The 17,761-nt window shown below is 43.3% G+C and carries 14 protein-coding genes; 6 read left to right on the top strand and 8 right to left on the bottom strand.

Going from position 1 to position 17,761, the window contains the following annotated elements:
• Nucleotides 1-92: 92 nt before the first annotated feature.
• Nucleotides 93-275 (bottom strand): MGH1-like glycoside hydrolase domain-containing protein, encoded by a 183-nt coding sequence (locus DWX61_RS00200; protein WP_118512725.1) that lies wholly within the window; start codon nt 273-275, stop codon nt 93-95.
• On the opposite strand from DWX61_RS00200, the gene DWX61_RS00195 reads away from it, so the two are divergent.
• Together DWX61_RS00195 and DWX61_RS00190 are read left to right on the top strand one after the other, a co-directional pair.
• On the top strand, nt 266-535 hold the full coding sequence (locus DWX61_RS00195; RefSeq protein ID WP_118512726.1) for a response regulator: 270 nt from the start codon (nt 266-268) through the stop codon (nt 533-535). The genes DWX61_RS00200 and DWX61_RS00195 overlap by 10 nt on opposite strands.
• A 100-nt stretch (nt 536-635) precedes the next feature.
• Complete coding sequence (locus tag DWX61_RS00190) at nt 636-839, top strand: helix-turn-helix domain-containing protein (RefSeq protein WP_270426856.1); 204 nt, start codon at nt 636-638, stop codon at nt 837-839.
• Nucleotides 840-926: 87 nt separating this feature from the next.
• Here DWX61_RS00190 and DWX61_RS00185 read toward each other — a convergent pair whose 3' ends face one another.
• The 5 genes from DWX61_RS00185 to DWX61_RS00165 all read right to left on the bottom strand — a co-directional run bounded on the left by DWX61_RS00185 (nt 927) and on the right by DWX61_RS00165 (nt 6,543).
• The gene (locus DWX61_RS00185; protein WP_044961921.1) at nt 927-1,178 is read right to left on the bottom strand and encodes a hypothetical protein; all 252 of its coding nucleotides are present in this window, start codon (nt 1,176-1,178) and stop codon (nt 927-929) included.
• Nucleotides 1,179-1,286: 108 nt separating this feature from the next.
• Nucleotides 1,287-3,455, bottom strand: a complete 2,169-nt coding sequence (locus DWX61_RS00180; protein ID WP_118623180.1) for a glycoside hydrolase family 2 protein — start codon at nt 3,453-3,455, stop codon at nt 1,287-1,289.
• 9 nt (nt 3,456-3,464) lie between these two features.
• Nucleotides 3,465-4,307, bottom strand: a complete 843-nt coding sequence (locus DWX61_RS00175; RefSeq protein WP_118623178.1) for a carbohydrate ABC transporter permease — start codon at nt 4,305-4,307, stop codon at nt 3,465-3,467.
• Nucleotides 4,304-5,176: a carbohydrate ABC transporter permease gene (locus tag DWX61_RS00170; RefSeq protein ID WP_110103600.1), complete on the bottom strand. Its 873-nt coding sequence runs from the start codon at nt 5,174-5,176 to the stop codon at nt 4,304-4,306. Before DWX61_RS00170 ends, DWX61_RS00175 begins: the two co-directional genes overlap by 4 nt.
• A gap of 59 nt (nt 5,177-5,235) precedes the next feature.
• Complete coding sequence (locus DWX61_RS00165) at nt 5,236-6,543, bottom strand: ABC transporter substrate-binding protein (RefSeq protein ID WP_114001823.1); 1,308 nt, start codon at nt 6,541-6,543, stop codon at nt 5,236-5,238.
• Nucleotides 6,544-6,755: 212 nt separating this feature from the next.
• Between DWX61_RS00165 and DWX61_RS00160 the strand changes: the two genes are divergently transcribed.
• The 3 genes from DWX61_RS00160 (at nt 6,756) to DWX61_RS00150 (ending at nt 11,729) form a co-directional block, all read left to right on the top strand.
• The gene (locus tag DWX61_RS00160) at nt 6,756-8,546 is read left to right on the top strand and encodes a sensor histidine kinase (RefSeq protein WP_118623176.1); all 1,791 of its coding nucleotides are present in this window, start codon (nt 6,756-6,758) and stop codon (nt 8,544-8,546) included.
• A gap of 18 nt (nt 8,547-8,564) precedes the next feature.
• Nucleotides 8,565-10,172: a response regulator gene (locus DWX61_RS00155; RefSeq protein WP_182433919.1), complete on the top strand. Its 1,608-nt coding sequence runs from the start codon at nt 8,565-8,567 to the stop codon at nt 10,170-10,172.
• A 183-nt stretch (nt 10,173-10,355) separates the two neighbouring features.
• Entirely contained in the window at nt 10,356-11,729 is a 1,374-nt protein-coding gene (locus DWX61_RS00150) for a sodium-dependent transporter (RefSeq protein ID WP_110103604.1), read from the top strand.
• 191 nt (nt 11,730-11,920) lie between these two features.
• Here DWX61_RS00150 and DWX61_RS00145 read toward each other — a convergent pair whose 3' ends face one another.
• Nucleotides 11,921-15,358 carry a DEAD/DEAH box helicase gene (locus DWX61_RS00145; RefSeq protein ID WP_118623174.1) on the bottom strand — a complete coding sequence of 1,146 codons (3,438 nt, stop codon included), beginning with the start codon at nt 15,356-15,358 and terminating at the stop codon, nt 11,921-11,923.
• A gap of 123 nt (nt 15,359-15,481) precedes the next feature.
• Complete coding sequence (locus DWX61_RS00140; RefSeq protein ID WP_118623172.1) at nt 15,482-16,912, bottom strand: aspartate ammonia-lyase; 1,431 nt, start codon at nt 16,910-16,912, stop codon at nt 15,482-15,484.
• Between the two features lie 397 nt (nt 16,913-17,309).
• Between DWX61_RS00140 and DWX61_RS00135 the strand changes: the two genes are divergently transcribed.
• Nucleotides 17,310-17,756, top strand: coding sequence for an Lrp/AsnC family transcriptional regulator (locus tag DWX61_RS00135; protein WP_118512732.1), 447 nt, complete (start codon nt 17,310-17,312; stop codon nt 17,754-17,756).
• The last annotated feature ends 5 nt before the right edge of the window (nt 17,757-17,761 follow it).

Genomic DNA, 17,761 nt, shown 5'->3' with positions numbered 1-17,761 from the left:
CATTCCAGATAGACCATATTTGTCACATAAGTCTGCGGATAATCTTTCAGAAGATTTGCCATTGCTGTCAGTGTCTGTGTCGTTGAAAATGGCTAGGATGGACCGTTCCACAGACATTCATAATCTGCCTGTTCATATCCGTACCGTGGATGTCTCTGTTCCGCAGTTGTAGGGCCACAGGGGGAGGCAAAACCTTCCGGATTCACAATCTGCTCCCAAGCTTCTTCATATCCCTTATCCGGAAGTTCAAAACACCATGGGATAAATCCGAGCAAACAGTGATCTTCTGGAAACAGATAATGCCGAAGATGGCCTGAAGATCATTCTCAAAGAGCATCCTGACATTATTATCACAGATATGAAAATGCCCGTCATGGACGGAACACAGCTCTTAAAAAATCTGGAAGAACTTCACATCGACAGCAAAATCAGTGTGATCAGCGGATTCAGCGATTTCAAATATACAAGACTTGCGATCCAGGCCGGTGTTATTGATTACATACTGAAGCCTGCTCTGCGTTCACCAGTAAGGTAATCGGTGACGTTTTTGATTATATCAATGCACATTATCTGGAAAATATCTCCCTGGCCGATATTGCAGAATCTTTTTTTCTAAGTAAGGAGCATCTGTCCAGATTGTTTTAAAAAAACGTCAGAATCTTTTTTCCTATACTATGCAGTTGAAGCTCACCGAGGCGAAACGGCTTCTGCCGTCTACGGATATGACTCTCGACGACATTGCCTGGCATCTTGGTTTCAGCAATGGAAATTACTTCAGCAAGGTTTTTAAAAAGAACTGTCAGATATCTCCCAGTGAATACCTGAACGTACAGCTATAGTTCTTCAGAAAACTTTTCTCCGATAAAAAGTAGCTGTAACTGAGCGTATTCGTTCAGTTACAGCCACTTTATTCAATATTATTATATTCAGTTATTGATCATATCTGGCCAGGAAAGAATCTCTGCAGAAATCTTCTCTTCATAATCTCCGTCAATGTCCTCACTTCTTCCAGCCGCATAAATATTGGTCTCGGCACCCCAACCGTTGTCCTCGTATTCCCATACATGGAATTTCAGTCCACGGAACATGAAATCCAGACTTCCGCAACCATCTTCCTCTGTGTATTCGAATTTGATATTTTTTTTGTTCAGGGCATCCTGTACTTTCTGTAAACGCATATAATATCGCTCCTTCCACGCCGAAAATCTTCCTTTATACACAAAGTATAACATGTTGTGATTTTTGACACAAGTCAAGGATGAAAGTGCCTGTGAGCTACGGATATCTCAGGCCCAGTAGAGTCTCATTCCAAACTCATGGCTCATACGGTCCGGATGCCCATCAACTCTTGAAAGCAAAGTACAGATATCCTGATAGGTATTCTTTGCCATACATTTACCGCTATTATCAGAAAGAATTAGTGTAAGGTTCCACTTCTTGCCTTTTCCGTATTCTTTCTCAAAGGTTTTTACCATGACACGGCTGTCTGCCGGAACTTCTACTTTAACACTTCCCTTTTCCACCAGTTCTCCGTTCAATGTTTCTGTAATGATCCATGTAAGTTCACACTCTCCCAGAGCTCCATCTGTATCATTTACAATGTACAGACTGTCCAGATAATCTTTGTGCTTTGCAAAAGCACCCACTGGTGCGTTGCTTTCCAGTATAGCCTGAAGACCCTTTTTGGGAATTCCCCACCAGTCATATAATCCGTAGAAGCTCTGAGGACACAGATCGATAAACATAAACTGTATATATCCTGAGCAAGGTTCATATTTCTGGATTCTGTAATGCTCTGTATAATATTTCAGAAGCTTATACTGATATTCCTGGATCTTCGGGATATCATCCACCAGTTTTTCCAGACGATGATATACCGCCGGAACAGTTTTCAGATTTTCACTGCTGCCCGGTGCATCAAATCCGTACTCTGTATTCAGCTTTTCTGTCTGCTCATAAATATCTGCATATTCTCCACCGCATAAAGAACCTAGATAATTATGGCTGTCCCCGCTAAGCAGATCGTCTTCGCAGAAAGAACCCTTGATGATCGGTCTGCCCGGATCCATCTTCTGTACTTCCCTGTACAAAGCAGGTCCCGGATTTTCCTCCATAAATCTCCTTCTCACATTTCCATCCGGATCAATACATCCCGGTTCATTCATAATGATCCAGCAGATCAGAGACGGATGATGCTTCAGAAGTTTCACATTTTCTCTGTAAACATCTGCAAATCTCTGCGCCCATTCATCTGTTGAAGGATGCGTCCAGTTGTACTCCGAATCCTGAAAAACTGCAATTCCCAGCTCGTCACACAGATCATAAAAAACTTCCTGCTCTGTGTGGACATGTACTCGTACCAGATTAAAACCTGCCGCCTTTATATTAAGAAGATCTCTCAGGTACCGTTCCTTTGTCATTGCAGAAATATAACAATCCGGAAAATAAGAGGTTCCTCTTATATACAGTTTCCTGTTATTAAGCCAGAATCTTGTTATTTTTTCATTACGCTCAATCTGAATGTCCCGAAAAGCAAAATTCGTTGTTCTGCTGCTCAGTATGTCTTTTCCCCTGCTTAACGTAAGTTCTGCCTGATACATCCAGGGATAACCATGATCCCATGTGGACCACAGTCTGACATCTTCCACTTTAAGCTCACATTTAAAACCTGTCTCTGCTTTCTCTGCCATTATCTGAACAGTTTTTTCTGTCTTTATAAGACCGGACTCTTTTTCCCGGATCTTTACATTAAAATCATATGTCTCCCCGGATTTCAGACCTCGCGCTTCAGTTTCCACATATACGTCTGCTTTCCTTACATCCGGATCCAGTTTATACTTCAGATCTGTCTGATCTTCCAGAACACCTTCTTCTGTCAGGATCAGTTCCACTTTTCCGTAGATTCCTACAGGATTTACATCTCTCTGGATAAATGTATCAGAATGTTCGTAGGTACCTTTTACCATATTTCTTTTTACCAGGTGGGTTCTGGAATCCTGTGCATCCAGCTCCACCTCATCATCCCATGGAGAACTTACCTTTACAATGAGATAATTTTTCTTTCCAAAAACAAGCTTATCTTTTACATTAAAGGAAAATGGAGCGGAATATCCTTCATGCTCTCCAAGAAATTCTCCGTTAAGCCATACTTTTCCATAATAATCAACATTGGTAAATTTAAGGACAGCATCTGTAACTTTCTGATCCGGAACTTCAAACTCTGTTTTGTACCACCAGGGCGCCTGATTGAAATATCTCAGTTCACGCCCGAAATATGGCTGTCTGGCATAGATAAGCTGCAGATGTTTCAGTTCCTCCAGTTCCTCCCATTCAGACACCTGGGAACCTACGGAAGTATCCGCTTCCCTGGCAGCATAAAGCCCGATCTTTTCCCCTGTATCATGAACATCCTGCAAAATTTTCCATCCTTGTTTTAATTCAATCCTTGTTTCCATTTCAGCCTCCTAACTCTTGACCGCACCTGCAGCCATACCTTCGATTATGTTTTTGTTAAGAATAAAATACACGATCAGTGTAGGCAGGATCGATATTACGATCGCCGCAAATGTACTTCCCCAGTCCACTCTTCCGAACTGCCCCACAAAGTCATTCAGGCCAATTGGCAGAGTTTTCATATCAGAAGATGAGATAAATGTATTGGCATATGTAAATTCGTTCCATACAAAAACAAAATTGTATGTAAGAACTGTCATTGTAGTATTTTTAGCCATAGGTACCACGATCTTGCGGAATGTGGTTCCCATTGTGGCACCGTCAATAACTGCTGCTTCCAGAAGAGAATCCGGCATAAATTTAAAAAATCCGGTGTAAAGATAGATACACATTGGAAGTCCGAACCCGATCTGCGGAAGCACCAGTGCCCAGTATGTATTTCTCAGTCCGATCCTGTTATAAATCTGGAACATGGGTATAAGGCAGGAAAAAATAGGCACCATCATTCCAAACAGGAAAAATGCCATCAGTGCATTGGCATATTTTACCTTTACCTTGCTGATCACAAATGCAACCGGGCATCCCAGGACTACGATGCCAAGAAGTGTGAGAACTGCCACAACCGTACTGTTAAGAAAATATCTTGGAATGGATGAGATCGTCAGTGCGCTGATATAGTTTCCAAGATAAAATCCTGATGGCAGAGCATACTGTGCAGTATATGTCATTTCATCCGGTGTTTTCAGGCTGGAGCAGACAACCCAGAAAATAGGGTAGACCTGTATCATGACAAAAATAAGGATCACTACATAGAACACAGCACGAATAGGTATATTTTTTCTTGATTTTATCATTCTGACCCATCTCCTTTCGCCGATCCCAGGCATTTCTGTATAATCCCTACTGCTACCAGACATTCAATGACCAGAAAAACGGACAATGTACTTCCATAGCCAAAGTCAGCCGAATTAAAAGCAGTTTTATACATATAAGTTGCCACCATCTCTGTTGATCTGGATTTATTGTCAAGAATATAGAATACATCAAAGGTTTTCAGACAACCATTTACAAGCATTACAATGACAATGCTGAATATATTTTTCACCAGCGGAAGCTTTATGTAACGATACTGTTGGAAAACATTGCAGCCATCCATTGTAGATGCCTCGATCACATCCTTTGATATGGATACAAATGCGGAATAAAAAATGATCATGTACAGACCACAGTATTTATATCCATCGATCAGGGTTATGGTAATCAGCGCTGTATGGGAATTTGCCAGCAAAGCGATAGGTTCCATTCCCAGTTTTTCCATCACATAGCAAACCAGGCCCTGGGGCTGGACAGAAAGCATTTTGGAAAAAATCTGGCAGATCGCCATAGATGAAATGATACATGGAATAAAATAAATAACCCGCAGAATATTTCCACCCTTGGAAATATGTGTAAGCAAAATCGCCAGGATCAGTCCTGCACATAACTGGAACAGACTTCCCAGTACAACAAATTTAAGATTATTTACAACAGCCTCACGAAATGTCTCATCCTGAAACATCCTCACATAATTTTCCAGTCCGATAAACTTCATATCACCGATTCCATTCCAGGAAAAAAGGCTGTAACCCATTGACCACAGAATTGGGATGATAACAGTAAGAATATATATGAACAGTGCAGGAAGAACAAACGGTAAAGGCTGGATTTTATTTCTGGGCTTCATATCCTCTCCCCTTTCATACGCAGATGCAGATAAAATTCCGCATCTGCGCATTCTATCAGTTATTCTTCAGTGTCAAAATAATCAGATGCATACTGTTCTACAGCTTTGTCCATGTTTTCACAGAACTCTTCAGGAGTTGATTCTCCCATTCCAAGGCTTGCCAGCTCTTTTCTGTAAACCTCGTTTGTAGAAGGATCCAGACGAACATCCCAGCACTGGGCAAAAGTGCCACAGTTCTCAAGATCACTTAAAATCTGCTGTGTAAGCTCCGGCAGCTTCTCCGAATCACTTGGCATCATGGATGGAAGCATATTGAACTCATACATTGCCGTATCAGCAAAATTATCCCATACATAACTGATGAAATCTTTCATCTCATCACTCATGGAATCCTTGAGAATGGCAGTTCCGATTCCACAATTCGCATAGTAATCATTTTCTCCCGTAGCGGTTCCCTCGCTGTCTACAGGAAGTTTGAACATGGAAATATCATCTTTAAGATTTCCCTCATCATCTGTAAGATCCGGTGTATCCCATGTTCCGGTGTATAACATTGCCGCACCACTGTTCAGAAACAGATCCATCTGCGCGGTAGTATCTGAACTTGTCCATCCTTCACTGAAATACTGGGCTATATCCTGTGTATACTGGGCTGTTGCGATACCTGTCTCAGAATTAAATTTTTCTTTTCCCATTCTTGCATTGTCAATGAAGTCATTTCCTTCCAGTCTGAAAGCCTTAAATGCCGGATAACGCATGATCATGTCGTAATTTCCTGCGGATATCGGGGTCATTCCCGCATCTTTCAGCTTCTTGCACACATCCAGGAGATCTTCCAGTGTCTGGGGTGTTTCAGTAATTCCGGCTTTTTCAAACATGTCTTTGTGATACCAGAAATACTCTACATTTCCCTGCCAGGTCATAAGGTAATTGCTTCCGTCGCTGAGTTTCGGATAATTCAGTGCAATATCAAAGAACTTGTCTTTGATACCCAGTTCATCATAAAGGTCATCCACACTGTAGATCAGATCTTTTTTGCAAAGGCCTTCAAAAAATGCCTCCGGATCTGCATCAAACCAGTCCGGCAACTCATTGCTGGATGCAAGGATCTTGATCTTCTGAAGATATGTTTCTCTGTCTGCAATAGACTCTACATTGAATTCAAAATCCGGGTGATCTTTTTTGTAATCTTCTGCAAGCTTCTTCAATGTTTTTAACGCTGCATCTGTTTCGCCTCTGGCACTGATATAATTGATCACAAGTGGTTCGGAATCCTCTTTTTTATCTGCCCACACATTCATCATGCTGAATGAAGAGAGACACATCATTGTGGCAAGTGTAGCAGCCATCACTTTTTTTAATTTCATTTTCGTCCTCCTTTTGGTACATTTCTATTCATCCGGATTGAATATTTTGTTCCGCTTTCCTTATCGATGAGACCATTATATTAAATCCGTCCGGAAAAATACATGGAAAATCTTCGCTGTACCTGGAATATTTTCTCCAATAATTTCCCAACACTTGTGAGAATTTTTCCCTTATTATATAATGTAGCCAATAAAATCAGGAGGGGGATTCCATGATAGAAAATCTGAAAAAAAAGGCGTTTCAATTATTTTTAGGAATCAGTCTGAAACGCAGGCTTTTTATTACATATCTGCTGCTCAGTTCTCTGATACTTATGCTTACTTCCGTGTTTTTTTATACTGCATCCAAAAAAGTACTGATCAAGCGTGCCGCACTTTCCAGCCAGCAGCAGCTATCCCTGATCACCAGCAACCTTGGAGAAAAGATCGATCATATATCAAACTATGCCATCACCCTTTCCATCAACAGCAATATCGCCGATGTTTTAAAAGAAAACCCCACAGTTCCCGAAAACACACTGGAACATTTTCTGGTAAATTCCGAACTTACAGACCAGGCCCAGCGTATCATCGGACTTCACAAAAACATCTATGCCTGGGATATCCTGGATACAGAAAACCACTGGTTTCACAGCAGTACCACAGAAACAGATCAGCTTGATTCCATTTTAGATCCCGAAGTCCTTGACAGCCTTCAGACTAATCTGGCTTTTCAGTTTCTCGGACCCTTCCAGATAAGCGGGGAGCCAACCTTTGTAGCCTTAAAAAGCATTACAAACATTGATAACACCAAATATCTGGGCGCCCTGGTCCTTCTGATCAGAGAAACAAATATTTCCTCTGCATTCCGCGACCTTCCGGACAGCTCTTCCAGGGATTTCTATATTACTGATGAAAATGGACAGATACTTTCCTCTTCTTCATCCGAAGGTATTTATAAAGACTTCTCATCCTATACAAAAATCAGTTCAGAGAATTATAAAACCCTGACAGAAACCTACAGGCAGTTTTTTTCCGTAGACGGCACTAACACTCTTTTTATCTGCAAATCCTATCCTGACCTGAACTGGAATGTGATCAACCTGATTCCTCTGGAAAGTCTGCCTCTGGATCATATGGTGATCCTGCACAATATTCTTCTGATCAGCATTGTAGTGTTTATTTTATCTGTATTTTTTTCCATATTATGTACAGGTACTGTCACCGCACCTATACAGAGACTTGTAGAAAAAATGAAATCTGCGTCTGCCGGAAAGCTGAATATTTCTGCCAGTTACTCTTCAAATGATGAACTTGCAGTTCTCTATAACCAGTTTAACCTTATGATGCAGAAGATCCAGACATTACTTAACGATATCTATGAGGAACAAAATGCCAAACAGAAAATGGAAATACGTCTTTTACAGTCCCAGATCAATCCCCATTTTCTTTATAATACTTTAAACACCATCAAGTCTCTCATAGAACTTGACATGAATGATACCGCAGTAAAAGCAGTGTCTGCCATGTCATCTTTCTACAGAAACTCTCTTTCAAAGGGACAGTTTATCATTCCTCTGCGCCAGGAGCTGCTTCTTACAGAACAGTATCTTTATATCCAGAATCTGCGGTATATGGATTTTGTTGATTACGAGATCACCTATGAGCCGTCCTGGGAGGATCATGGGGCAGAGATACCTAAGCTGACCATACAGCCTGTTGTGGAAAATATTTTTGTCCACGGACTTACCAGCCAGATGAGCCATATTCACTTAAATGTTTCTATCAGAAATGGTACCATCTGTATTTCTGTTTCTGATAATGGTTCCGGTATCCCGCCGGAAAAACTTGCCGAACTTAACCGTTCTATCAGAGACTTCAAAACTGCCCGACATTCTTTCGGGCTTCCAAGTATCAACCACAGGATTGCTCTTCTCTACGGTGAGAATTACGGACTCACCATCGAAAGTTCACCTGAAAAGGGAACCACTGTAACCATAGTAATACCTGACAAAAAAATCTGATTGAGGGGGAAATATAAATTGAAAACACTCGTAATTATTGACGATGAAATTTTTTTCAGAAAATCTCTGATCAATTTTCTTGAAAAACAAAACATTTATAACATTGCAGGGGAAGCTAATAACGGACAGGCCGGAATCCAGCTTATTGAAAATGTCAAACCCGATATTGCCCTTGTGGATATATCCATGCCGGTTATGAGCGGTCTGGATATGATTGCAGCTCTTGGAACAGACTGTCATACCAGATTCATCCTTTCCACAGGATACGAAGATTTTGACTATGCCAAAAAAGCCATCTCTCTTCAGGTCCGCGGATACCTCCTGAAGCCACTGGATCACCGGGAGCTTATGGAGACACTCCAGAAAGTAAGTGACGAGATCGATCAGGAAAATTCCAGAAACAGTTATGTGAATAATTATTTTCAGTTCCGCGATCTGTATACACGACAAATGCAGCTTAATTTCTTCCAGAAAGTGATCAGTGGAACAACCATTTCCCCGGATGATCTGGAAAAAATTCCGGTTCATAAAACTTCCGGTTATCTTACTATTCTTATGGAGATCCACAGTGCCAATCCGGAAATATGGGATGAAAAAGGTGATTTTTCTCTGCTCCACACTATCCTGGAAAATATATGCAGAGAAATCTTACAGCCTGTGTGCAAAGAGCTTATTTACATTGACTATTCTCAGATGAGACAGTATATCATCATGGAAAAAAGCTCTGATTTTTCTTTTGCCGATCTGGAACAATCCTGTCTCAGACTTGCCGGGATATATGATAATATTGCACAGATTTCCACTTTTTTCTGCTGCGGAACACCTCATGAAGGCGTGGAAGGAATCCGTTATTCCTATGAAGAGGCTCTTTCTGTTTTTCATAACAGAACTGCGTCTTCTTCCGGATTTCTTTATTTCACGCCCCAGTCCCATTCCGCTGATTTTACATTAAAGCCTCTGGTTTATGATGATATCCTGATCTTTCTGCGCCAGCAAAATTCATCGGCTCTCTGTAAATATATTGATGAATATTTCAACGATATCATCACAAAAAAAATCCACATCCGGCAGACCTGGAGTGTAACTGCTGCTTTTCTTACTGTACTTGACGGTTTTATCACGGAGTGCAGTCAGCGTGAAACACTTTTTCCTCTTCTGGAAAACGCCCTGAATACTTACCAGAACTGCCAGAGTGCCCTGCAATTAAAACAACTGCTCCAGTCTACCTGCAAAGCAGTTCTGGATTCCCTTGCTGATGAAAAAGATCCGCGGAAGTCAGCTCTTGTGTCCCAGGTTCAGGAATATATCTGTCTGAATTTTAATCAGACGGATCTTCGTCTTGAAACTATTGCTTCCCATTTTTTTGTCAATCCCCAGCATCTCTCTGCTGTATTCAGTCAGGAATCCGGAGTTACACTTACCTCTTATATCAATGTCTGCCGCATGAAAAAAGCCAGACAGTTTCTTCTGGAAGACAGCCCTTCCATTCAAAATGTAGCTTCTTTATGCGGATTTTCTGATTCCGGATATTTCAGCAAATGTTTCCGGAAATATTACGGAATCTCTCCAAAAAACTTTGTATCCCTGACTGAAAAGAACAGTTATCCAGGTTCTATCGGCACATGATCTTTATCTCATTAAAGCGTAACGTTTCACCGCTTCATCTCATTAAAATTACATTTTACTCTAACATATGTTTTATGTAAAATGCAAGTTCTTTTTATTGTGCAATATCCCGGAATGTGTTAAGATAAAACCTGCGACTTTATACAAATAGCAGTTTACCATACTGCAATAATGAGGTGAGTTATGAAAGAAAGAGAAAAACTTGGATCCCGTCTGGGATTCATTCTGATTTCTGCTGGCTGTGCCATCGGAATCGGAAACGTCTGGAAATTCCCTTACATGGCCGGACAGGGCGGTGGCGGCACATTCGTACTGTTTTACCTGATCTTCCTGGCCCTTCTTGGACTTCCTGTTATGACTATGGAGTTTTCTGTTGGACGTGCCAGCCAGAAGAGTCCTGTCAAAGCATATTACGCACTGGAAAAACCAGGACAGAAATGGCACATCCATGGATATATCACTCTGATCGGATGTTATCTCCTGATGATGTTTTACACCACTGTTACAGGCTGGATGCTGAATTACTTCTATATGACAGCCACCGGTAAATTCCAGGGACTTGATTCCGACGGTGTTGCAGGACAGTTTACCAACATGCTTGGCCAGCCCGTTACTATGGGATTCTGGATGATCGTTGTTGTTATTGCAGGTGTTTTTGTCTGCTCCCGCGGTCTTCAGAACGGCCTTGAAAAAGTTACCAAGGTTATGATGATCTCTCTTCTGGTGATCATGGTTGTTCTTGCCATCAACAGTTTTACCATGGATGGTGCCAAAGAGGGACTGAAATTCTACCTGATCCCGGATTTTGAACGCATGAAGGAGATCGGTATCATTTCCACCATCACCGGTGCCATGAACCAGGCATTTTTTACTCTTAGTCTTGGTATCGGCGCAATGGCTATCTTCGGAAGCTACATCGGAAAAGATCATGCACTGCTTGGTGAATCCATGAATATTGCGCTTCTGGATACTTTTGTTGCGATCACCTCCGGACTTATTATTTTCCCGGCATGTTTCACATTCAATGTTGACCAGACTTCCGGACCGAGCCTGATCTTCATCACACTGCCGAATATTTTCAACCACATTCCGCTTGGAAGACTGTGGGGAAGCCTGTTCTTCATCTTTATGTCATTTGCAGCTTTCTCTACCATCCTGGCTGTATTTGAAAATATTATTTCCTGCGGTATGGAGCTTACCGGCTGGAGCCGAAAAAAATCCAGTCTTGTAAATGCCATCGCCATCATCCTTCTGTCTCTGCCATGCGTACTTGGATACAATGTATGGTCCTGGGACTGGCTCAAGGTATTCGGCGGCGCAATTCTCGACCTTGAAGATTTTCTGGTAAGCAACATTCTGCTCCCGCTTGGTTCTCTTGTATACCTGCTTTTCTGTGTTTCCAAACGGGGCTGGGGCTGGGAAAACTTCACAGAAGAAGCCAACACCGGAAAAGGCATGAAGATCCGGAAATGGATGCGCGGATACATCACTTATATCCTGCCGCTGATCATTCTGTTTATCTTCTTCTTTGGTCTGTACGATAAGTTTTTTGCATAAAATAAAACTTTAAATAAAACACCCCTGACGGATATCGTATGTGATTTACACACGCGATTTCCATCGGGGGTGTTTTTGTTGAGTCAGGCGGATATTCACAGCCTGCATTCTTCCCGATACAAGCAAGTCCCCTCACTGCGTATTGCTTTTCGTAATTGAAGCAGGGAACTTACTTGATTCAGTTAAGAATTTTACCTGCCTAGCAGCTCCAGTACTTCCTCTCTGCTGATCAAAGCCTGGCCGATTCCCTCGCCGCTTAAGATCTCATCAGCCAGTTCCCGTTTTCTTTCCTGAAGAGCCCGGATTCGTTCTTCTATGGTGTCTTTCATAAAGAGGCGGTAGACACTGACAACGTTCTGCTGACCGATGCGGTGGGCGCGGTCTGTGGCCTGGTTCTGCACGGCAAGATTCCACCAGGGATCATAATGGATCACGATATCTGCCGCAGTAAGATTTAAGCCTGTTCCTCCTGCTTTCAGAGAAATGCAGAAAACAGAAGTATCATCCTCATTAAATGCATGTACCATCTGCGCCCGTTTTTCCTTGGAAGTAGCCCCCGTCAGCATATAAAAAGAAATCTTTGCTTTTTTCAGACGGACAGCCAGCACATCCAGCATGGTAGTAAACTGGGAAAACAACAGGAGCTTATGTCCGCCATTCACCGCATTCTGAACCAACTCCATGCACATCTCCAGCTTGGAAGAATTCCCTTTGTATCCTTCATATACCAGTCCCGGATAACAGCAGATCTGCCGCAGCCTCGTGATCTCTGCAAGGATCTGCAGTTTAGAAGTGCGAAACTCCGCATCCGACTGCATCCCAAGCATCAGGCGAAGCCGTTCCGTATGGGCCTCATACAGCTCCTTCTGCTCGCTTTCCAACGGGGAAAACATATCTTTTTCCAGCTTATCCGGAAGATCCTTCAGCACATCCCTCTTCAATCTCCGCAGCACAAAAGGACGGATCATTTTCTGCAGACGCTCTATCGCATCGGAATTGCTGTACTGCACAGCTGGAAGCTCTATTTCCTTGCGGAATTTCTCATAAGAATACAAAAATCCCGGCATCAGAAAATCAAAAATACTCCACAGCTCACTGAGCCTGTTCTCCACCGGTGTACCAGTCAGCGCAAGCCTGAATTCCGACCGGATCTCCTTCACAGCCTTTGCCACCTGAGTTCCGTGATTCTTGATATACTGCGCCTCATCAATGATCTGCACAGCAAAATCCAAGTTCTGATAAGCCTTCAGATCCCGTTTCAGAAGGTCATAGGAGGTTATCAGAACCTCCCGTTCTCCCGCATTTTTGATCAGTGCTTTCCTCTCCTTCACATCACCAGTCACAACGGTAGCCGGAAGTCCCGGCGCAAAACGTTCGATCTCGTTCATCCAGTTAAACACCAGCGAAGCAGGCGTTATCACAAGGGCACGTCTATTTTCTCCCGGCGCAGATTCCTGAAATTCTGACCAGAGAAATGTGATCACTTGGAGGGTTTTTCCAAGTCCCATATCATCTGCCAGGATTCCTCCAAACTGATTATGCTTCAGAGTTTTTATCCAGTAAAAGCCCTCTTTCTGATAGCCCCGGAGGATTTTTTCCTGCTCCCTGGGAATCTGAAATTTATGTTCTTCCATTGTCTGCATGTTCCGGATCAACGCACGAAAGGCATTATCCTTCTCTACTTTGATCAGATCGCCGCCCTTCAGCTGACTGTCCAGATACATAGCACGATAGGCCGGAACCTGAGTCTTTCCTTTTTTCAGTTCACGATCACTGATCTGCAGTCCATTTTTCAGAGCAGAAAGCTCCCTGAGCTGACCATCGGAAACATCCAGAAAGCTGCCATCCTTCAGGCGAAAATATTTTTTCCTGCGATCGTACCTGGAAAGAATATCAAAAAGCTGCGCCTGATCCATCCCCTCCACATCCAGATCCAGGTTCAGAAGTCCGGCTGACAGAGAAACACCAAGACGGATGTTTGGCAGTTTTGTTACCCTCATCTGTTTGATGGACTGGGAAATATAGACGGTTGCGATTTTCTGCATGGCGGGGATGCCTTCGGTAAGAAGCTGATAGAGTTTTTCTTCAGAATCTGTCGCACTTTCCCGTCCCTGAATATGCAGTACTGAATTAATATCTGCGCTGTTCATATCCACAGGTACCTCTTCTACAAACGGCTTCTCCGTCTTCCCGGCCCGGCAGTCCAGGGCCAGCTCCAGCCGCTGTGCGTCATACCCGTTAAAATACCTCGACAGCAGTGCAAACACCCTCATCTCTCCTGGAATATCCCTGGTGCGGGCAGACACATCTCGGTCAAAAACCGAAAATTTATCCTTCCCGTAAACAGAAAATGCCTTACAGGTGATCCAGTCACGCTCCGGCGCATCCAGATAGATCTCATATGCAGCCTTGTAGCATTCAAGACCTGTTTCTTCCGGGAAATCCCTGAGATCACAGTGAAAAAATTTTTTCAGAGAAGGAAGCAGCTCACGCACAAACGCAGGCACATCCGGTTCATCAATAAAGCCTCGGCCTGCAGGAAGCCGCTCCAGACAGGCAACAAATTCCTCCACTGCTCCAAGCTCCTGCCTGGAAACCAGATATACCTTCGCATTATCAAAATACATATGATACCGTATGCCTGTCACACTGTATACCGGCGCGATCTCAAGAGATAACCCCTGATCCTTCTTCCGGATCATCAGCGTCCTGTCCGGAATTTCTCTGACAGAATACCATGTTGTTTCCGGATCATTGTTCATTTTGAACTTGAAACTTTTTTCGCCAAGTATAAGAAGCAAATCCTCAAGTTCTTTTCTGTCAACGGTAAGATCCCTCACCTTTTCCACAGCTATATCCTTCAGCTGTTCATATCTGGACATGTAAGTGCCGTGATGATTCTCGACCCATTCCCGGATAAAGGCCAGCACGCTTCTGGATCCTTCTGAAAAGGCTTCATCTGAATGGATAAATTCCAGATTTTTTCCATAAGAAACCTTCTCATTATGATCCAGATTCCACACAAAGGCCAACACGTCCTTAAGGATATATTTTTTCTCACAGCCAACACGGAATTCCACGGTAAAGCAATTTCTCACAGAATTAAATTTCAGGCAGGTTTCCAGCTCCACCTTGCCAAAATACGGATCCCCGGAAAACGGAAGCATACGGCTGTATAGCTGGCGATTAAGGAGGCTTTTCAGCTCAACGGTGGTTTTCGTTGCAGGCTGCCCTGGTCCGGATAAAGCAGCCGGAAATGCTGTTCCGCTGAATAACTCTGCCTGCTTCTGTTCCTCATCCTGCTGTCTGCGGATTTCCACACGCTCATAGGCCTTACGGTCTCCATATTCCAGAAGCACTGCCACGCAATGCTTACAGATCCCGGAATAGCTGCGAAAGGCCGGGCAGTCACAGTATGCTTCCTTTATGCGGTCCGCTTCTGTATCATACTGAAAGCCTGTATTGTATACATTACGCCCACTTCCCTTCACTGCTGCAGATATTTTATCCACAGCTCCTTCCGACTTAATATCCAGCGACTGGATCCTCTTTCCGGTACGATAAATATCAAGACCTCTCTGATATGCCGTTGTATTACAAAGTGCCCGGATGGCTGTTCGTTTAAGCATGTATCTTTCCCTTCTTTTCTTATCGCATTTCTTCCATTATAAAAGGAGACCTGCACTGTGACAAGTCTCCTGTGTGTATTCATTGATATCTTATTCCTGTCGATGTTACTGTTCACTCCGTTCTCAGCAGGCTTTCCTTCTTGCTTCATCCTCTTTCCGCTCTTCTCCGACTTCTGTCATCAGATACGGATCAAGAACCTCTTCCAGCTCTTTCTCAGTCATGATCTCCTGTTCCAGAACAAGTTCCCGGACAGATTTGCCGGTTTTTACTGCAGTTTTTGCGATGGTTGCAGACGCCTTGTAGCCAATATGCGGGCAAAGAGCCGTTGCGATTCCTGCACTGCTTTCCATCAGGTCTTTGCAGCGTTTGCGGTTTGCGGTGATTCCTGTGATGCAGTTTACGCTCAATGTATCCACTGCTTTTTCCAGAGTCGTAATGGATTCAAAAAGATTACAAAATACAACCGGCTCAAAAGCATTCAACTCCAGCTGTCCGGCTTCTGCCGCCATGGTAATGGTGGTATCATGTCCTACGATGTGGAAAGCAACCTGGCTTACCACCTCCGGAATGACCGGATTTACCTTACCTGGCATGATGGAAGACCCATTCTGCTTTGCCGGAAGATTGATCTCTCCAAATCCGGTTTTCGGGCCGGAAGACATCAGTCGAAGATCGTTGCACATCTTGGAAAGATCCACCGCACAGGTTTTTACCACACCGGAAACTGCAACAAAGCCGTCCAGATTTTCTGTTGCGTCAAAAAGATCCTCGGCCTGTTTCAGCGGATAACCTGTAAGCTTTTCCAGATTTGGCACGATCTTATAAAAATAAGAATCAGAAACATTGATAGCAGTTCCCACTGCAGTTCCTCCGAGGTTTACGGTATACATTTCCCTGTGAGCCTTTTCGATACGTTTCCGGTCTCTGGAAACCATAGACGCATAACCGTGGAACACCTGGCCAAGACGGATCGGAACTGCATCCTGAAGCTGTGTACGTCCCATAGTGATCACATCATCGAATTCCTCTGCCTTTTTTGCAAGCTCCTTCTCAAGTCTTACCAGTGCTTTTTCCAGAGGTGCAAGAAGATCCAGAACGGTAAGCTTACCGGCCGTCGGGATCACATCATTGGTGGACTGCGCCATGTTTACGTGATCATTTGGATGGACCATTTTATAGCTGCCCTTCGGACATCCGAGGATCTCACCGGCTCTGTTTGCGATCACCTCATTCATATTCATATTTGCGCTGGTTCCGGCACCACCCTGAATGGCATCTACGATAAATTCCTCAGCCAGTTTTCCTGCGATCACTTCATCACAGGCTCTGACAATGGCATCTGCCTTATCCTCCGGAAGAAGCCCTGCATTATTATTAGTGATAGCTGCTGCCTTTTTAATCTGTGCCAGGTTCCTGATAAATACCGGATGAAGCTTTGTACCTGTAATAGGAAAATTCTGTTTTGCCCTTAAAGCCTGAACTCCGTAATAAGCCTCTGCAGGCACTTCCATAGTTCCGATTGAATCTGCTTCCAGTCTTGTTTCTGTTGTCATTTTGTCATCCCTCTTCTTTCTTCTGATCCTGTGCACATCTGATTTGCCCGCCCTCTGATCTCATTTTTTCAGTCCGACGGATATTCACTGTTTACAAATCATTCTGTTATTTTCATTTTTATCAGCAGCTGTTTTTCTGATGCCTAAGAAACTAACACTTTCTTTGTGGCTTGTAAATACTTTTAAGGGAAAACCATGATTATCCGTGTTTTTCAAAAGTTTATATTAATCTTTTTAAGAATTTCTTTTATTTTTCTTATTTATATTAAGTCGTTTCTTGTGTTGTAACAACACGCGCAGTATAATCAATACAGAAATACATATTTTCAATCCACTTCCCCACGCAGCTCTGCACCAGTTGCAAATAACATTTTTTCATCGAAAGGAGCCATTCCACATGGAACACAAACTCGACAACATCGACCGAAAGATCATCGAAATGCTTCAGAAAAACGCCCGCACCCCGGTAAAGGAAATCGCAAAGGAAGTCTTCCTCTCCTCCCCCGCTGTCTCCGCCAGGATCGAACACCTTGAAAAAAACGGGCTGATCACAGGCTACCACGCCCAGATCAACCCGGTATTTCTCGGTTATCATATAAAAGCATTCATCAACCTGGAAGTAGAACCCAACCAGAAAAAAGACTTCTGCCCCTTCATCCAGTCCATCCCAAACGTCATCGAATGCAACTGCGTCACCGGCGATTACTCCATGCTCATCGAAGTAGCCTTCCGCTCCACCATGGAACTGGACCACTTCATCAACGAACTCCAGCAGTTCGGCCGTACCAAAACACAGATCGTATTCTCCACCAACGTAGAACACAGAGATCTGCCGGTGGAGTAACCCCC

Origin of the sequence: Ruminococcus sp. AF20-12LB (genome assembly GCF_003478985.1) — a bacterium.
Taxonomy (GTDB): Bacteria; Bacillota; Clostridia; order Lachnospirales; family Lachnospiraceae; genus Blautia_A.
The sequence above is the reverse complement of the archived record's forward strand: the minus strand, read 5'-3'. Positions and strand labels throughout refer to the sequence as shown.

What these genes read in the sequence shown, in the direction of transcription:
- DWX61_RS00165 (WP_114001823.1), bottom strand. Translation starts at nt 6,543, where the DNA reads ATGAAATTAAAAAAAGTGATGGCTGCTACACTTGCCACAATGATGTGT.
- DWX61_RS00140 (WP_118623172.1), bottom strand. Translation starts at nt 16,912, where the DNA reads ATGACAACAGAAACAAGACTGGAAGCAGATTCAATCGGAACTATGGAA.
- DWX61_RS00135 (WP_118512732.1), top strand. Translation starts at nt 17,310, where the DNA reads ATGGAACACAAACTCGACAACATCGACCGAAAGATCATCGAAATGCTT.
- DWX61_RS00185 (WP_044961921.1), bottom strand. Translation starts at nt 1,178, where the DNA reads ATGCGTTTACAGAAAGTACAGGATGCCCTGAACAAAAAAAATATCAAA.
- DWX61_RS00150 (WP_110103604.1), top strand. Translation starts at nt 10,356, where the DNA reads ATGAAAGAAAGAGAAAAACTTGGATCCCGTCTGGGATTCATTCTGATT.
- DWX61_RS00145 (WP_118623174.1), bottom strand. Translation starts at nt 15,358, where the DNA reads ATGCTTAAACGAACAGCCATCCGGGCACTTTGTAATACAACGGCATAT.
- DWX61_RS00170 (WP_110103600.1), bottom strand. Translation starts at nt 5,176, where the DNA reads ATGAAGCCCAGAAATAAAATCCAGCCTTTACCGTTTGTTCTTCCTGCA.
- DWX61_RS00180 (WP_118623180.1), bottom strand. Translation starts at nt 3,455, where the DNA reads ATGGAAACAAGGATTGAATTAAAACAAGGATGGAAAATTTTGCAGGAT.
- DWX61_RS00160 (WP_118623176.1), top strand. Translation starts at nt 6,756, where the DNA reads ATGATAGAAAATCTGAAAAAAAAGGCGTTTCAATTATTTTTAGGAATC.
- DWX61_RS00175 (WP_118623178.1), bottom strand. Translation starts at nt 4,307, where the DNA reads ATGATAAAATCAAGAAAAAATATACCTATTCGTGCTGTGTTCTATGTA.